Source organism: Aeromonas sp. s5 (genome assembly GCF_040907865.1).
Lineage (GTDB): Bacteria > Pseudomonadota > Gammaproteobacteria > Enterobacterales > Aeromonadaceae > Aeromonas > Aeromonas dhakensis.
The window spans coordinates 295,742-310,624 of sequence record NZ_JBFOCO010000033.1 but is presented as its reverse complement, the minus strand read 5'-3'; the positions used below and the strand labels follow the sequence as shown (position 1 = coordinate 310,624).

General features: G+C 58.6%; 11 protein-coding genes. 5 read left to right on the top strand and 6 right to left on the bottom strand.

Features of this window, described 5'->3' with window-relative positions; all coding sequences use genetic code 11:
- Positions 1 to 26 precede the first annotated feature (26 nt).
- The 6 genes from recR to AB5Y94_RS20705 form a co-directional block, all read right to left on the bottom strand.
- The gene (gene recR, locus AB5Y94_RS20730) at positions 27 to 629 is read right to left on the bottom strand and encodes a recombination mediator RecR (protein ID WP_010633741.1); all 603 of its coding nucleotides are present in this window, start codon (positions 627 to 629) and stop codon (positions 27 to 29) included.
- Between the two features lie 125 nt (positions 630 to 754).
- Positions 755 to 1,612, bottom strand: a complete 858-nt coding sequence (gene fdhD / locus AB5Y94_RS20725) for a formate dehydrogenase accessory sulfurtransferase FdhD (protein WP_368206472.1) — start codon at positions 1,610 to 1,612, stop codon at positions 755 to 757.
- An 11-nt stretch (positions 1,613 to 1,623) separates the two neighbouring features.
- Positions 1,624 to 3,753 (bottom strand): sigma 54-interacting transcriptional regulator, encoded by a 2,130-nt coding sequence (locus AB5Y94_RS20720; protein ID WP_368206471.1) that lies wholly within the window; start codon positions 3,751 to 3,753, stop codon positions 1,624 to 1,626.
- A 354-nt stretch (positions 3,754 to 4,107) separates the two neighbouring features.
- Complete coding sequence (locus tag AB5Y94_RS20715; protein WP_005301849.1) at positions 4,108 to 4,506, bottom strand: hypothetical protein; 399 nt, start codon at positions 4,504 to 4,506, stop codon at positions 4,108 to 4,110.
- A gap of 81 nt (positions 4,507 to 4,587) precedes the next feature.
- On the bottom strand, positions 4,588 to 6,732 hold the full coding sequence (gene fdhF, locus AB5Y94_RS20710) for a formate dehydrogenase subunit alpha (protein WP_368206470.1): 2,145 nt from the start codon (positions 6,730 to 6,732) through the stop codon (positions 4,588 to 4,590).
- Positions 6,733 to 6,779: 47 nt separating this feature from the next.
- A complete protein-coding gene (locus tag AB5Y94_RS20705; RefSeq protein WP_017781341.1) occupies positions 6,780 to 7,379 on the bottom strand; it encodes a 4Fe-4S dicluster domain-containing protein in 600 nt (199 codons plus the stop codon).
- Positions 7,380 to 8,102: 723 nt separating this feature from the next.
- Here AB5Y94_RS20705 and AB5Y94_RS20700 point away from each other — a divergent pair.
- The 5 genes from AB5Y94_RS20700 (at position 8,103) to hyfB (ending at position 14,882) form a co-directional block, all read left to right on the top strand.
- Positions 8,103 to 8,411, top strand: coding sequence for a hypothetical protein (locus AB5Y94_RS20700; protein ID WP_081013214.1), 309 nt, complete (start codon positions 8,103 to 8,105; stop codon positions 8,409 to 8,411).
- Between the two features lie 84 nt (positions 8,412 to 8,495).
- Positions 8,496 to 9,482 carry a hypothetical protein gene (locus tag AB5Y94_RS20695; protein ID WP_147323352.1) on the top strand — a complete coding sequence of 329 codons (987 nt, stop codon included), beginning with the start codon at positions 8,496 to 8,498 and terminating at the stop codon, positions 9,480 to 9,482.
- A gap of 589 nt (positions 9,483 to 10,071) precedes the next feature.
- A complete protein-coding gene (kup, locus tag AB5Y94_RS20690) occupies positions 10,072 to 11,940 on the top strand; it encodes a low affinity potassium transporter Kup (protein WP_139399380.1) in 1,869 nt (622 codons plus the stop codon).
- Between the two features lie 393 nt (positions 11,941 to 12,333).
- Positions 12,334 to 12,999 carry a 4Fe-4S dicluster domain-containing protein gene (locus tag AB5Y94_RS20685; RefSeq protein WP_139399370.1) on the top strand — a complete coding sequence of 222 codons (666 nt, stop codon included), beginning with the start codon at positions 12,334 to 12,336 and terminating at the stop codon, positions 12,997 to 12,999.
- On the top strand, positions 12,999 to 14,882 hold the full coding sequence (hyfB, locus tag AB5Y94_RS20680) for a hydrogenase 4 subunit B (RefSeq protein WP_368206469.1): 1,884 nt from the start codon (positions 12,999 to 13,001) through the stop codon (positions 14,880 to 14,882). The genes AB5Y94_RS20685 and hyfB overlap by 1 nt, the downstream gene beginning before the upstream one ends.
- Position 14,883 lies beyond the last annotated feature (1 nt).

Here is a 14,883-nt window from a genome sequence, read left to right as displayed (position 1 = left end):
GACTCAGTTGAGGGACTGACGCTGGCTCAGTTGAGGGGCTGGCGCCCCATCAGGGAGTGAGAGAGCGTGGTGCCGTCCACCAGCTCCAGCTCGCCGCCCACCGGCACCCCGTGGGCAATCCGGCTCACCTTGACGCCGGCGGCGCGGGCCATGTCGGCGATGTACCAGGCGGTGGCATCCCCCTCGATGGTGGGGTTGGTGGCCAGAATAAGCTCGCTGATCGCCTCGTCTTTCAAGCGTCGCTCCAGGATCTCCAGCCCCAGCTCCTCCGGGCCAATGCCGTCCAGCGGCGAGAGGTGGCCCATCAGCACGAAGTAGCGGCCGGAGAACTGGCCGGTCTGCTCGATGGCGGCCACGTCCGCCGGGCTCTCCACCACGCACAGCAGGCCGTTCTCTTCGCGCTTGGGATTGGCGCAGATCTCGCAGCGCTCGTTCTCGGTGAAGGTACGGCAGTGGCTGCAGTGGCCAATTTCGGTGAGGGCGCGAGAGAGCAGCTGGGCCAGCCGCAGGCCGCCGCTGCGCTCACGCTCGAGCAGGGTAAATGCCATGCGCTGGGCCGACTTGGGGCCGACACCCGGCAGCACCTGCAGGGCTTTCATCATCTCATCCAGCAGCGGGCTGAATTTCATGGGCTTGGTATCCTTTGACGCTGTGTCGGCCGCGGTGCCCTGACGGGCAAGGAGCGCGACCGAGCCTATCTTGTTGGCGCAGGACTATACCCGAGCCGACCCCGAGCGCCAATGGCCTTGTGCCCTCAGCCCTCTGCCGAAACGGAGGATGATGCCGCGCTCGCCAGCAGGATGCGCTGGCGGCCGCTGTAGATCTCGGCCCGCCCCGGGCGGCAAAAGCCCACCAGGGTGAGCCCGGTCTGCTCGGCCCGCTCCACCGCGAGCTCGGTGGCAGCCGAGATGGCGAGCAGGATCTCCACCCCGGCGCTGGCGCACTTTTGCACCATCTCGAAGCTGGCGCGGCTGGTCACCAGGATGGCGCCGTCGCGCCGGCCACTGCGCTGCAGGTGCCCCACCAGCTTGTCCAGCGCGATATGGCGCCCCACGTCCTCGCGAATGGCGAGGATGTTGCCCTCGCCGTCCACGTGCACGGCGGCATGGGTCGCCCCCGTGCTCTGCCCCAGCAGCTGGAGCGGGCGCAGTGCCGCCAGCACCTTGTCGATATGACCCACCGCAAAGCGTTGGCTGTCGGGCAGCCTTGGCTGGGCGCGCACCACCTGCTCCAGGCTCTCGCTGCCGCAGATGCCGCAGCCGGTGCGCCCGGCCAGGGTGCGCCGCTTCTCTTTCAGGCGATGAATGCAGCGATTGGCCAGGGTGATGTGCAGCTCGATGCCGCGGCAGGCGCGCTGCTGCTCGATGTCGTGGATATCGAGCAGGCTGTCGATGATCCCCTCGGAGAGCGAGAAGCCGATGGCGAAATCCTCGAGATCGGCGGCCGAGCACATCATCACGCTGTGGGCGATGCCGTTGTAGACCAGCGCCACCGGGGTTTCGCAGGGCAGCTGCATGGCGCTGTCGGTGGTGACGCCGCGCTGATGGTAATGGACCACCTCGCGATGGGCGCTGAGCGCCTGCGGGGTATCGGGGTCGAGTTCAAGCAACATCTGGTGGCCCCTTAGTTGAGGGTGCGGGGATCTTTGGCCGAGATCCCGAGCCGTTTCATTTTCGACAGCAAGGTGGTGCGCTTCATGCCCAGGCGCTGAGCCGCGCCCCGCTCGCCGGCAACGATGCCGTTGCACGCCTTCAGCGCCCGGATGATGCTGACCCGCTCATCCTCCCCCTGTGCCTCGTCACCCTGCGGCAAGGTGGGCAGCGGCTCACGGAACAGCTCCCGGGCCGGCTCGTCATAGACCAGGGTCTCTATCTTGTGAAAGCCCTTGAGGGGCAGCAGCTCGTCCGGCGAGAGGTTGAGCACGTGGCCGCGGGTCATCACCACCGCCCGCTCGATGATGTTCTCCAGCTCACGGATGTTGCCGTACCAGGGGAGCGACACCAGCATCTTCATGGCGTCGGCCGGGATGGAGGTGATGGTGCGGCGCATCCGCTTGGCGATCTTCTTGATGAAGAAGTTGACCAGGAGCGGAATATCCTCACGCCGCTCGCGCAGGGGCGGCAGCTCGATGGGAAAGACGTTGAGGCGGTAATAGAGGTCGCTTCTAAAGCGCTTGTTCTTGACCATGGAGAGCAGATCGCAGTTGGTGGCCGCTACCAGCCGCACGTCGATGGCGATGGGGTTGCTGTTGCCCACCCGCTCCAGCTCGTGCTCCTGCAAGACCCGCAACAGTTTGGGCTGCAGATCGAGCGGCATGTCCCCCACCTCGTCGAGGAACAGGGTGCCCTTGTGGGCCCGCTCGAAGCGGCCGATGCGCTGGGTCAGCGCCCCGGTGAAGGCCCCCTTCTCGTGGCCGAACAGATCGCTCTCGATAAGGCCGGTGGGAATGGCGGCGCAGTTCACCTTGACCATTTCGTGATCATGGCGGGCACTCAGGGCGTGAATGGCCTGGGCGATCAGCTCCTTGCCGGTGCCGGTCTCTCCCAGAATGAGCACGGTGCAGTCGCTCTGGGCCACCAGCTTCACCTTCTCCAGCACCTTCTCCATCACGGCGCTCTGGTAGATGATGTTGGCAAAGTCCCCCTGCGGCGCGGGTCCGTCGACCCGAAGGGTCTTCTCCCTGGGGCCGGTGGTGTTGGAGATCTCCTGCTGCGCCTGCACGTTGTTCATGGCAATCGCCGTGCGCGCCGCCACTTGTTCGAGCAGCGAGATATCGAGGTCGGCGAAGAAATCCGCCTCGGGGTGGGAGAGGATCAACACACCCAGCAGGTTGCCCCGATAGCGCAGCGGCAGGATGCAGGAGCTGTCGGCATCGGGGGGCAGGATCTGGGAGGTGAAACGGCAGCTCGACTGGCAGCCGTGGCCCTGCTCGCGATAGAGGAAGAAGGGCTCGCTGTGACCGAGCGCCCCCTGCAAACAGTTCTTCTCAAAACACGAATGGTTGATGATGCCGGGCTGTTCGCGCTGCTGCTGATTGACCAGGTAACTCTTGAAGCTGTCGGAGGTGGCGTTGTACTCGGCCAGGCACAGGCTGCTGATGCCAACGTGGTGGTGAAGTATGGTGAACAGGCTCTGGGGCAGCTCGGCGATGCGCACCAGTTTGATCACCGCGTTGGTCACGTCCACCAGGATCTTGCAGCTGTCGCGCTCAAGGCGCAGGGAGTTTGCCTGCTCCAGGGTGCGCTCCTTGTCCAGCACGTTCTCCAGCGCAATGGCGACGATGGCCGCCAGCTGGGTCAACTTGGCCAGGATCTCCATCGGGAAGGCATTGGCCTCGCGGCTGATAAACTCCACCCCGCCCAGATGGCTGCGGGCGGTGGTGATGGGCAACTGACAATAGGAGTGCAAGCCGTCATAGACAGGGGTGCTCGCCAGCTGTTCGCAGCGGTGGCGAAAGCGGCTTGCCGGCAGCACGATGGCCTGCTCGCGGGAAAAATGGAGATCGGCCTTGCGACAGATGAGGTGCGCCGGCCCCTGCTCCCCCAGGTAGTAGAAGACCGCCTCCTCCCCCGTCCCCAGGTTGAGGATGAGGTTGACCCGATCCACCTGGCGAAAGCAGGGCTGGATCCGGTTCAGCTTGTGGATGAAGTCATCCAGGGTGACGGCGGAGAGCAGGTTCTTGGAGAGGGAGAGAAAGCCGTCATCCCAGATGGGTGAGATGTCGGTCAACGGAATGGCACTCACATTCAGCATTCAGGCCTCGCATTACATCTAGATGGGTACCCTTGCCGGCCAATTGCAGCACGGCAACAACGGTAAACAATGCATCAGCCATCGCAGTCAGATGTTATAATTAATTTTTAAAAACTTAACGCTTAATTATAAAAACTAACATGCAGCGAAATAGCATCGCGCAGATTATCGCAGGATGGTTGGCATAATAAGTTAGCCCCATCCCCATTACAACCAAGCCGGCCCTGGCACATATTACAGCTCCGTCAGCGGATATTTCCCGCCACGCCCAAATATGGCGTCACTATCGCCGTCATTCGCCGCATATCGCCGCCAACTGGCCCATCCTCTGCCCCTGTTGACGCTGTCGCAGGCTCATGAGGAGAGCAGCCGGTAGTTGTGCAGCTTCAGCCCGCCGAAGATGAAGGCGGCCGAAAAGAGCTGAAGCCCCAGCAATAACCCACTGATATTGTCAGCTATTTCCACCGACACCACCCGATGGGTGAGATAGACCCCGAGCCCCAGCACGCCCGCCAGCAAGCAGTTGACCAGGGTGGTGGAGAGAAAAGCGATGAGCCAGGCCGCCTGCACGCTCAATGCCGCCAGCACGGCGCTCATGGCGATGCGCGCGGCGATAAAACAGCCGAAGAAGGCAAACCCCAGCAGAAATATCAATTCGTCGTGCCATAGAAAACACCCAATCCCTAACAACATCACCAGCAAATAAGCGGAGACATAAAAGATCCCGAACGAAAGATTTAATTCATTTTTCATGATGGACACCTGCCAGCTGAAAAAAGGATGAGCGGATCCGGGCCCTGTATACAGAGCCTGGATCCACTTTATTAACGACGATTACCCTTTGGCGGCGCTGCGCAATTTCGCCTTGAGCGCGCTGTATTCAGTCTGGACGTACACTTCCGCCCCCGGCTGATCCTCGATACGCTCAATTTTCACTGCGCAGTACTTGTACTCCGGCGTGTAGGAGACGGGGTCCACGTGCTCGATGGTGAGCTCGTTGCAGGCCCCGATCCACCACTGGTAGGTCATGTAGACCACCCCGGCGTTGACCCGCTCGTTGTAGTTGGCCCGGGTGATCACCTTGCCGCGGCGCGACGAGATCCAGACCAGCGCCTGATCCTTCACCCCCAGCTTCTTGGCATCGCTCGGGTGGATCTGCACATAGCCAGGCTCATCGGCCAGGGTTTGCAGCGCCGAGCAGTTGCCGGTCATGGAGCGGCAGGAGTAGTGGCCGACTTCGCGCACGGTGGAGAGCACCAGCGGGTACTCCGCACAGGGCTGCTCCAGCGGCGGCCGCCACTCGGAGGCAATCAGCTGGCCCTTGCCGCTCGGGGTGGTGAACACATTCCCCTCGAACAGGGTGCTGGTGCCCGGGTGATCCTCGGTCGGACAGGGCCACTGCACGCTCTTGAGATCGGCCATTTTGTCATAGCTGACCCCGGCGTAGAGCGGGCAGAGTCCGCGCAGCTCGTCCCAAATCTGCTGGGTGTCGCGATACTCCATGGGATACCCCATGGCGGTCGCCATCAGCGAGAAGATGGCCCAGTCCGGCTTCACGTTGTCCGGCGGCGTCACCGCCTTGTAGAAGCGCTGGAAGCCGCGATCCGCCGAGCTGTAGACCCCCTCGTGCTCACCCCAGCTGGTGGCGGGCAGAATGACGTCGGCCATCTCGGCCGTCTGGGTCATGAAGATATCCTGCACGATCACCAGCTCCATCCCCGCCAGGGTACGGCGGAACTGACCGAGATCGGCCTCGGTCTGGGCCGGATCTTCCCCGAAGATGTAGAAGGCCTTGCACTTGCCCTCCTCCACCTTGTGGCCAAGCTCGGTCAGCCGATAGCCGGGTTTCTGGGAAAGCGACTCCACGCCCCACGCCTTGGCAAACTTGGCACTGATGGCAGGATCGCTCACCGACTGATAACCTGGGAACTGGTGCGGCAGCATCCCCATGTCGCAGGTGCCCTGCACGTTGTTCTGCCCGCGTACCGGCCCGCAGCCGGTGCCACGGCGACCGAAGTTGCCGGTCAAAAGCGCAATACCCGCGAGCCCCTTGACCACGTCCACCGCCTGACCGTACTGGGTCACCCCCATGCCCCACAGGATCATGGAAGCAGGCGATGCGGCATAGGTGCGAATGGCGGCGCGGATATCGGCGGCCTTGAGGCCGGTGATCCCCTCCACGTATTCCGGGGTGTACTTGGCCACCGTGGCCTTGAAGGTGTCGAACCCTTCGGTGTAGTTGGCGACGAACGCCTTGTTGTAGAGCCCTTCATCGATCAACACGTTGGCGAAGGCGTTGACCAGCGCCATGTTGGAACCGTTTTTGAGCGGCAGCCACTGATCGGCGATGCGGGCGGTCTCCACCATGCGGGGATCACACACAATCACCTTGGCCCCGTTTGCCTTCGCCTTGAGGATATGGCGAGCGACGATGGGGTGAGAGTCAGCAGCGTTGTAACCAAACACCAGCAGGCACTTGGTCTCTTGAATTTCGGGAATGGCGCTGCTCATGGCGCCGTTGCCTACCGTTGTCTCCAGACCGGAGACTGAGGGTGCGTGTCACACCCTCGCGCAGTGATCGACGTTGTTCGTCCCAAGCACGGCGCGGGCAAATTTCTGCATCACATAGTTGGCTTCATTGCCGGGGCCACGGGCAGAGCCGGTGGTCATGATGGCGTCCGGGCCATATTTCGCCTTGATGGCAGAGAGGCGACTGCTGGCGAACTCGATGGCTTCGTCCCAGGAGACGGCTTCGAGCTTGCCACCGCGCTCGCGGCGGATCATCGGGCTCTTGAGACGGGGGGTCAGCAGGTTGGTGTCGTTCAAGAAATCCCAACCGTAATAACCCTTGAGGCAGAGCTGCCCCTCGTTGGTCCGGCCGTTGGCGCCTTCGGCCCCCACCACCTTGTCGTTTTCAACCAGCAGGTTGATTTTGCAACCGGTGCCGCAATAGGGGCACACGGTAATGACTTTTTTCATGACTCACACTCTTGTTTGTTAACGAAAAAACGGCTCGGCAAGCCCGCTCACACCCGCGCCGGCATCGCCAGCAGGGCCTCGGCACTGGCCAGCTGCTTCTGCCGGTTCAGGGTGTCAAGGTGGGCCGGCGTGACCAGCCGCAGCGCCTGGGTCGGGCACACCTCGACACAGGCCGGGCCCGCCTCGCGGTGCTGGCAGAGATCGCACTTGAGCGCCTGCGCCTTGGTCTGCGGCCGCTTGAAGAGCGAATCGGCCGTGGGGGCCACCTCTTTCACTACCACTGCCATGGCGCCGTAAGGACAGGCCACCACGCAGGACTTGCAGCCGATGCAGCGCGCCTGCAACACCTTGACGCAGCCATCCTCGCTGACGATGGCATTGTTCGGGCAGGCCATGGCGCACGGCTTGTCTTCACACTGGCGGCAGAGCACCGGCGTGGTCACCTTGCTGCCCACGATCACCTTCAGGCGCGGCTGAAAATGGCTGTCCTTGGAGACCAGATGTCCATCCTCGATGGCAAGATGCAGGCCGCCCTCCCGCTCAAGGGTCCCGCTGCAGGACCCTGACTGGTGTGAAACGGCGCAGGCCACCTCACAGGTACGACACCCAATACAGAGACTGGGATCTGCAATCACGAAGCTGTTCATAGAGAGGGATCCTAAATGGTTCGTTACACCCGACCGCCCTCACCCACCTGGCAGGCGACAACGCGGTCTGCCCCCACAAAGCATTTATCAGACCAACACGGGAAGATAGCCGTCATAAAATCACAAGCCAATGAAAATAAAGGGGTAATCTGGATGGTAAAGGCGGTATTTGCCGTAACTGACGAGGGTGACGAAGGGGCCAGCCCCCTGTTCGACATGACAAAAGTGACGAGGTCGACATCTCGATGAGACGTTCATTGAATGGCATCAATAGGGCACAAGACAACATCGGTAGACTCAAAAGAGGGCAGTTCAACAGCGAAGTCGCTTAGTTCTACTACCTAAAAAATCATTTGTCGCAAGGGAAAATAGAACAAAGCAGCCCTCTATTGACTCATTTTTTGAGCAGGATCTGGTTTCCAACACCTCCCACTTCTATTTCTGATTCAACTAGATAGCATGCCCCAGATGGCAACCAGCACCATTGGTCTCGCTATACATGGGATGGATAGTTCAAACCGCACCAGTGAATAGCGGCAAACTTGGGACTAGAGCAATAATAAGGTAGTTAGTCATATTCGTCAGCCATAAAATAATTCACTTTCATTATCTTGTCTTAGTCATTTCACGCTAAAAAATAAATTTACCAGTAGCTTCTAAGTTAGCATTTTTGAACTATAAAAATATGAATGACATGTCATCTAACAATTACAAGGACTATGTATGAAAAAACTGATCATATTGTCAGTCATATTTCTGCTTGTTTTGGCTTTTTTTCAAATTACATTATTTGTAGTTCAACCCATGGGAGCAGTCCCTGAGGGGAAAACACTCGTAATGCTGAGAATGAATAAAATGCACTTCATAGATAGTGCCGATGCAATGTGTGAGAGAGAAATGAATGGTGTGAGCTTACTATGCAGAGGAGTAACAATGGCGGCGGTAGTTAATAAAGGAACAATTATATTAAGACTACCATATAGTGACTTTCTATATAAATTATCAACCAATGGAAAAACATACAACAGATAAAACACCTCATCTAAAAACCATCTAAAAACCATCTAAAAACCATCTAAAATTCCGTATCACACATCAGAAAGGAGTCTGTCTTATATGTCAAAGGAAACTCGCCTTACTCGCTGTAAAGAATTATACAATCAATTCTTGTCTCTTAACCCAAGAGAATTTGATGTATTCCCACAGAAATTTTCTGACTTTGATGGTCTCAGCTTAGAGGAAACTAAAACGACACTGCACTTCGTGCTAGATACTCTGGATGGTCTGAATACCAATGATGCGTGGGGAGACTTAACATGGCACGCATTCACAACTCTAGAAGGACAAATTCAAAACATTTATAACTCGTATGCTCAATTACGTTCCTCTCGCGACCAAAATTCTTTCCAAAATTTCGCCCAATACATAGATGCATTTGCATATCACATTAGGATGTTCGGCATCCCATTTTTGTCTATAAGTGGTGCGTATCTTGAAAAAACTTCAGCTAGTCTTTCAGCAGAATTAGATCGCCTCATTGCGACAAGAACTGAGGTTGAAAAGTTACGTGACGAGGTTAAAATGTTAATAACACCTGCAGTTGCTGGGTCGCTTTCTCAAGCATTTACAGCGCGAAAAGATATACTATTATTAGGTCGTATCATATGGGGGGTAATAGCATTATCTATAGGAATATATTGCATTTATGCAACTTATGGGTTTGCTTCTGTAGTTAGTAATGCTCTCACTGAGGTGACACTATCTGGGACTAAAAATGAAATAATATGGCTATCAGTAATCATAAGGTCCGTCATCCTCATTCCACTTTACGCAGCCTTCGGATTTTCTTTTACTCAATATAAAAAGGAGCGCGACTTTGAAGAAGAATATGCTCATAAAGCTGCCGTGGCGACTTCACTACCAAATTATGGTGATTTAACTCGTGAGCCATCAGTTAGAGACCAAATCGTCACTGGGGCAACAAATGTAATATTTTCATCCCCAACATCAAAACATATTGAACCAGAAAGCCAAGAAAAGGTTCTCGACAGCGTAAAAAATATATTTGACTCAGTCTCGAAGTTAGTTTCACGCAAGGAGTGAATTCAATGTCATCTTTTAAAAGATGAACACGGGTCATAAGTATAATTAAGCTTTTTACGTATCAATAATCTTGGTTATTATTAACGCCTCTACTACATCTTCCTATAAAAGTGACCGCTTTAAAGCGGTCACAGCTCCTTCTGGCTATTTTCAATAGATAACGACAAGTAAGACTCCATGGTATCCCAATCAACTTACTATTTACCGTTCAGTCCTCTCTTTATTAGTCAGCATTTTATCGTTTATTTCTTAGCCAGCTTGATGCAAAACGCTGGCAAAAATGGATAGCCAGCTAAAACAATCACTTGCCAGGGGCTGGGCGGGGTATTTCAATCAGTGGCCAATTAATAATTTCGTTAGCCACCCCTTTTTGATTATTTATACCTGAGCATAAACCCACGACGGGTGTGTCATTATACCCTTAACGGCAGATGAACAGACTGTGTCCCATGATGAGCCTCTTTATATCCAGTTAGCTCCCTTTCCCATCGCAATCCATTAATGCGTTCCTGCGGCACCTGCCGCACGCCCGATAGACGGGGGCGGCCCGTGCTGGCCAATCGTCACCATCAAACTGACAGACAACTTCATGAACGGTAATCACAAACAAGCCCTGTCCGGCGTTACGCTGGCGGCGATCGGCGTGGTCTATGGCGACATCGGCACCAGCCCGCTCTATACCCTGCGCGAGTGCCTCTCCGGCCAGTTCGGTTTCGGGGTAGAGCCCGCCTCCATCCTGGGCTTTCTTTCACTGATCTTCTGGCTGCTGATCCTGGTGGTCTCGGTCAAGTATCTCTCCTTCGTGATGCGGGCCGACAACGCCGGCGAAGGGGGCATCCTCACCCTGATGTCGCTGGCCACCCGCAACACCCCGGCCAAGTGGACCCCCTTGCTGATCATCCTGGGGCTCATTGGCGGCAGCTTCTTCTATGGCGAGGTGGTGATCACCCCGGCCATGTCGGTGATGTCGGCCATCGAGGGCTTGAACATCGCCGCCCCCTCCCTGGACCCCTATATAGTGCCGCTCTCGGTGCTGGTGCTAACCCTGCTGTTCGCCATCCAGAAACACGGCACCGCCACCGTGGGCAAGCTGTTCGCCCCCATCATGCTCACTTGGTTCATCACCCTGGCGGTGCTGGGTCTGAACAGCATCTTCCAGCACCCCGAGGTGCTGGGGGCGCTCAACCCCGTCTGGGCGCTGCGCTTTTTTGCCAGGTACCAGAGCGCCTCCTTCTTTGCTCTCGGCGCCGTGGTGCTGGCCATCACCGGGGTAGAGGCGCTCTACGCCGACATGGGCCATTTTGGCAAAAGCCCGATCCGGCGCGCCTGGTTTATGGTGGTGTTGCCCTCCTTGGTGCTCAACTACTTCGGCCAGGGAGCGCTGCTGCTGGCCCATCCCGAGGCCATCACCAACCCCTTCTTCCTGCTCGCACCGAAATGGGCGCTGCTGCCGCTGCTGCTCTTGGCGACCCTGGCGACCGTGATCGCCTCCCAGGCGGTGATTTCCGGGGTCTTCTCGCTCACCCGGCAGGCGGTGCGGCTCGGTTATCTCTCACCCATCCGCATCGTGCACACCTCCGAGCAGGAGTCCGGCCAGATCTATATTCCGGTCATCAACTGGATGCTCTATATCTCGGTGGTGATCGTCATCATGAGCTTCGAGCACTCCAGCAACCTGGCGGCGGCCTACGGCATCGCCGTCACCGGCACCATGGTGCTCACCTCCATCCTCTCCTGCTCGGTGGCACGCCACAGCTGGCACTGGAACAAGTACCTGGTGGCTGCGCTGTTTATCGCGCTGCTGGCTATCGACGTGCCGCTGTTTGCCGCCAACCTAGCCAAGATCTTCTCCGGCGGCTGGCTGCCGCTCACCCTGGGGGCGGTGATGTTCACCGTGATGACCAGCTGGAAGAGCGAGCGCTTTCAGCTTATTCGCCGCCTCAACGAGCACGGCAACTCGCTGGAGCCGATGATCGCCTCGCTGGAAAAATCCCCGCCGACCCGGGTGGCCGGCACTGCGGTCTATATGTCGCGGGTGGTCAACGTGATCCCCCATGCGCTGCTGCACAACCTCAAGCACAACAAGGTGCTGCACGAGCGGATCATCCTGCTCACCCTGCGGGTGGAAGAGGTGCCCTACGTTCACAACGTGCGCCGGGTCTGCATCGAGCAGCTCTCCCCTACCTTCTGGCGGGTGGTGGCAAGCTACGGCTGGCGCGAGACCCCCAACGTGGAGGAGATCTTCCACCGCTGCAACGCCGAGGGGCTGAGCTGCCGGATGATGGAGACCTCCTTCTTCATGGCCCACGAGTCGCTGATCATGAAGGAGCGTCCCTGGTATCTCTACCTGCGCGGCAAGCTCTTTATGCTGCTGCAGCGCAACGCCCTGCGCGCGCCGGATCAGTTCGAGATCCCGCCCAACCGAGTCATCGAGCTGGGATCCCAGGTGGATATCTGATGGCATGAGTTGCGCTAAAAAAAGAGGGAGGCATCAGCCTCCCTCTTTTTTTGCCATTAATCCCAATAACCGCCCCCTCCTCCCCAGCCCTTCTCCCGCGAGGGGAGAAGGGAGCAAACCTACGCGACCATATGCTGCAAACGGTGCAATCACTTCGTTCTTTGCACCCTACTCATGCTGCATTTTCCGGGTGACGAACCCTCTCCTACCCTTCGTCACAAGTGACGAACGTCACGCTTCGACAGTGGGAAAAGCCCTCGACACTCATAGACGCTATTCTTAACGTCATTTAAAAACAAACACTTATACTCATCCAGCCAGGCAAAACCAAGCTGGCCCGTATCTTGCCAACCTTCCCCTACTTTCTCCGTTCGCGACACGACAAGGTAGGCTATGAACCGCTTCGTTATCGCTGACCCCAAGCTTTGTATCGGCTGTGGCACCTGTATGGCTGCCTGCAGTGAAGTACACAAGGCGCAAGGTTTGCAACAAGCCCCCCGTTTAACCGTTATGCGACACGAGCAGGCGACCATGCCGGTTCAGTGCCGTCACTGTGACGATGCGCCCTGCAGCAAGGTGTGCCCGGTCGAGGCAATTCGCCAGACCGGCGATTGCGTGCAACTCAACGAGTCGCTCTGCATCGGCTGCAACCTCTGCGCCGTGGCCTGCCCGTTTGGCGCCATCCAGAGCGGCGGCAGCCGTCCGGTGGCCATGGCCACCAGTTACGACACCTATATTCCCAGCTCCATCCGCTCCAGCAACCCCTCCACCTCTGCCGGCCTCGGCTGCTTTGGCGAGGATCTGCTGAGCTGGGAGCCGGGGGTGCGCAGCATCGCTATCAAGTGCGACCTGTGCGAGTTTCGCGCCGATGGCCCGGCCTGTGTCGATGCCTGCCCCTCCCAAGCACTGAAGCTGGTCAATGACGGCGACACCGAACGCGCCGCACGTATCCGTCGCCAGCAAGCGGCCGACACCAACCCGCAGGGGGCCTCTGCCTTCTCGGCGCCTGCCACGGCGCTCCCTGCATCCGATCTATCCACCACAGAGGGAGCGTGCTGATGTTGTCCCCCCTTGTTATGGCCACGCTCCTGCTCTTTTTGCTGGGCGCTGCCGCCGGTCTGCTGCTGCAAAAACTGCCCACACTGGCCAACCGTCTCAACAGCGGCTTTGCCCTGCTGGGCTCGCTCGCGGGCCTGGTCGCCGCCATCCAGATCTTTGCTCAAGGCACCCCCGTCGACGGCCAGCTCTGGCTGCTGGGCTCAGTCCATTTGGATATGCTCTCCGCGCTGATGCTGCTGGTGATCAGCACCGTCGGCGTCGCCGTCGCCCTCTACTCCTTTGCCTATATCCGCGAATATCAGGGCAAGGGGGATGTGGCCATCGGCGCGCTGATGAACCTCTTCCTGTTCGCCATGGTGGGCATGGTGCTGGCCGACAACGCACTCGGTTTCTTGCTCTGCTACGAGCTGGTGACCCTCACCACCTACTGGCTGGTCAAGACCAACCCGGAAGCCGCCAAACAGAGCCGCCTCTACTTGGTGATGAACCATATCGGCATGGCGCTGGTACTGGTCGCCTTCTGGCTGCTCTGCCACGAATCAGGCTCGCTTGAGTTCGCCGCGCTGCGCGAGCACCATCTGGCGGGCGGATTGGCCTCTCTGGTTTTCCTGCTCAGCTTCTGCGGCTTTGGCCTGCGCGCCGGTTTCGTGCCGCTGCACGGCTGGCTGCCGGTGGCCGAGCCCGTTGCGCCGTCCCATATCTCGGCGCTGATGTCCGGCGTGATGGTCAAGCTGGGTCTGTTTGGCATCTTGCGGGTCAGCATCGATTTTCTCGGCGCCAGCCAGCTCTGGTGGGGCTATGTGGTGCTGATCTTCGGTGCCTGCTCGGCAGTGCTCGGGGTGCTGTTTGCGCTGGCCGAGCACGATCTCAAGCGGCTGCTCGCCTACCACACGGTGGAGAACATCGGCATCATCCTGATGGGGATGGGCATCGGCATGATCGGCATCGCCAATCAGCAACCGGCGCTGGTGGTGCTGGGGCTGCTCGGCGCGCTCTATCACCTGCTCAACCACGCCATCTTCAAGAGCCTGCTCTTTATGGGCACCGGCTCGGTGATGTTCCGTCTGCACACCCGCGACATGGACAAGATGGGGGGGCTGGCCAAGCTGATGCCCTGGACTGCACTGGCGTTCCTCATCGGTGCCATGGCCATCTCGGCGCTGCCGCCGCTCAACGGCTTTGTCAGCGAGTGGTTTATCTATCAATCGCTCCTTTCCATGACCAAACTCGGCACCTCCGTCGTCGCGCCGCTCGCGGTAGTGATGCTGGCGGTGACCGGCGCCATGGCGGTGATGTGTTTCGTCAAGGTGTATGGCATCTGCTTCTGCGGCGCACCGCGCAGCGAGAAGGCGAGCCACGCCCGCGAAGTGCCGGGCGCCATGGTGGCAGGGACCCTGCTGCTGGCCGCCGTCTGTCTAGTGCTGGGTCTGGGCGCCCCCTGGATTGCCCCCCATATCGCCAGCTATGGCCAAGCCTTGGTAAGCGGCCAACTGAACGTGGCCACTGGCGCCACCCTGCTGCCACTCGACAGCAGCCAGGCGATCCTCTCCCCGCCCGTTATTGCCATCACCCTGCTGGGGCTGTTCCTGATTCCGCTGCTGGTATTGGCCATCTTCAAGGGGCCCAAACTCGGTCGTCGTCACGCCGGCACGCCGTGGGCCTGTGGTTACGCCTATGAGGAGCGCATGAGCCTCACCTCTGGCGGTGTCACCCACACCTTGCGCCAACTCTGCGCGCCGCTCTATCGCAAGCAGCCGCAGCTCGATCTGGCCAGCGCCCTGCACGGGGTGAGCGATACCAGCGGCAACACCGGCAAGCTGCTGCTCTCTTTAATAAATGGCGTTGTGCTGGCGCTCTTTATCCTGATGGCTGTAGGAGTCTGAT

What these genes read in the sequence shown, in the direction of transcription:
- AB5Y94_RS20700 (WP_081013214.1), top strand. Translation starts at nt 8,103, where the DNA reads ATGAAAAAACTGATCATATTGTCAGTCATATTTCTGCTTGTTTTGGCT.
- AB5Y94_RS20720 (WP_368206471.1), bottom strand. Translation starts at nt 3,753, where the DNA reads ATGCTGAATGTGAGTGCCATTCCGTTGACCGACATCTCACCCATCTGG.
- AB5Y94_RS20715 (WP_005301849.1), bottom strand. Translation starts at nt 4,506, where the DNA reads ATGAAAAATGAATTAAATCTTTCGTTCGGGATCTTTTATGTCTCCGCT.
- fdhD (WP_368206472.1), bottom strand. Translation starts at nt 1,612, where the DNA reads ATGTTGCTTGAACTCGACCCCGATACCCCGCAGGCGCTCAGCGCCCAT.
- AB5Y94_RS20685 (WP_139399370.1), top strand. Translation starts at nt 12,334, where the DNA reads ATGAACCGCTTCGTTATCGCTGACCCCAAGCTTTGTATCGGCTGTGGC.
- hyfB (WP_368206469.1), top strand. Translation starts at nt 12,999, where the DNA reads ATGTTGTCCCCCCTTGTTATGGCCACGCTCCTGCTCTTTTTGCTGGGC.
- recR (WP_010633741.1), bottom strand. Translation starts at nt 629, where the DNA reads ATGAAATTCAGCCCGCTGCTGGATGAGATGATGAAAGCCCTGCAGGTG.
- kup (WP_139399380.1), top strand. Translation starts at nt 10,072, where the DNA reads ATGAACGGTAATCACAAACAAGCCCTGTCCGGCGTTACGCTGGCGGCG.
- AB5Y94_RS20695 (WP_147323352.1), top strand. Translation starts at nt 8,496, where the DNA reads ATGTCAAAGGAAACTCGCCTTACTCGCTGTAAAGAATTATACAATCAA.
- AB5Y94_RS20705 (WP_017781341.1), bottom strand. Translation starts at nt 7,379, where the DNA reads ATGAACAGCTTCGTGATTGCAGATCCCAGTCTCTGTATTGGGTGTCGT.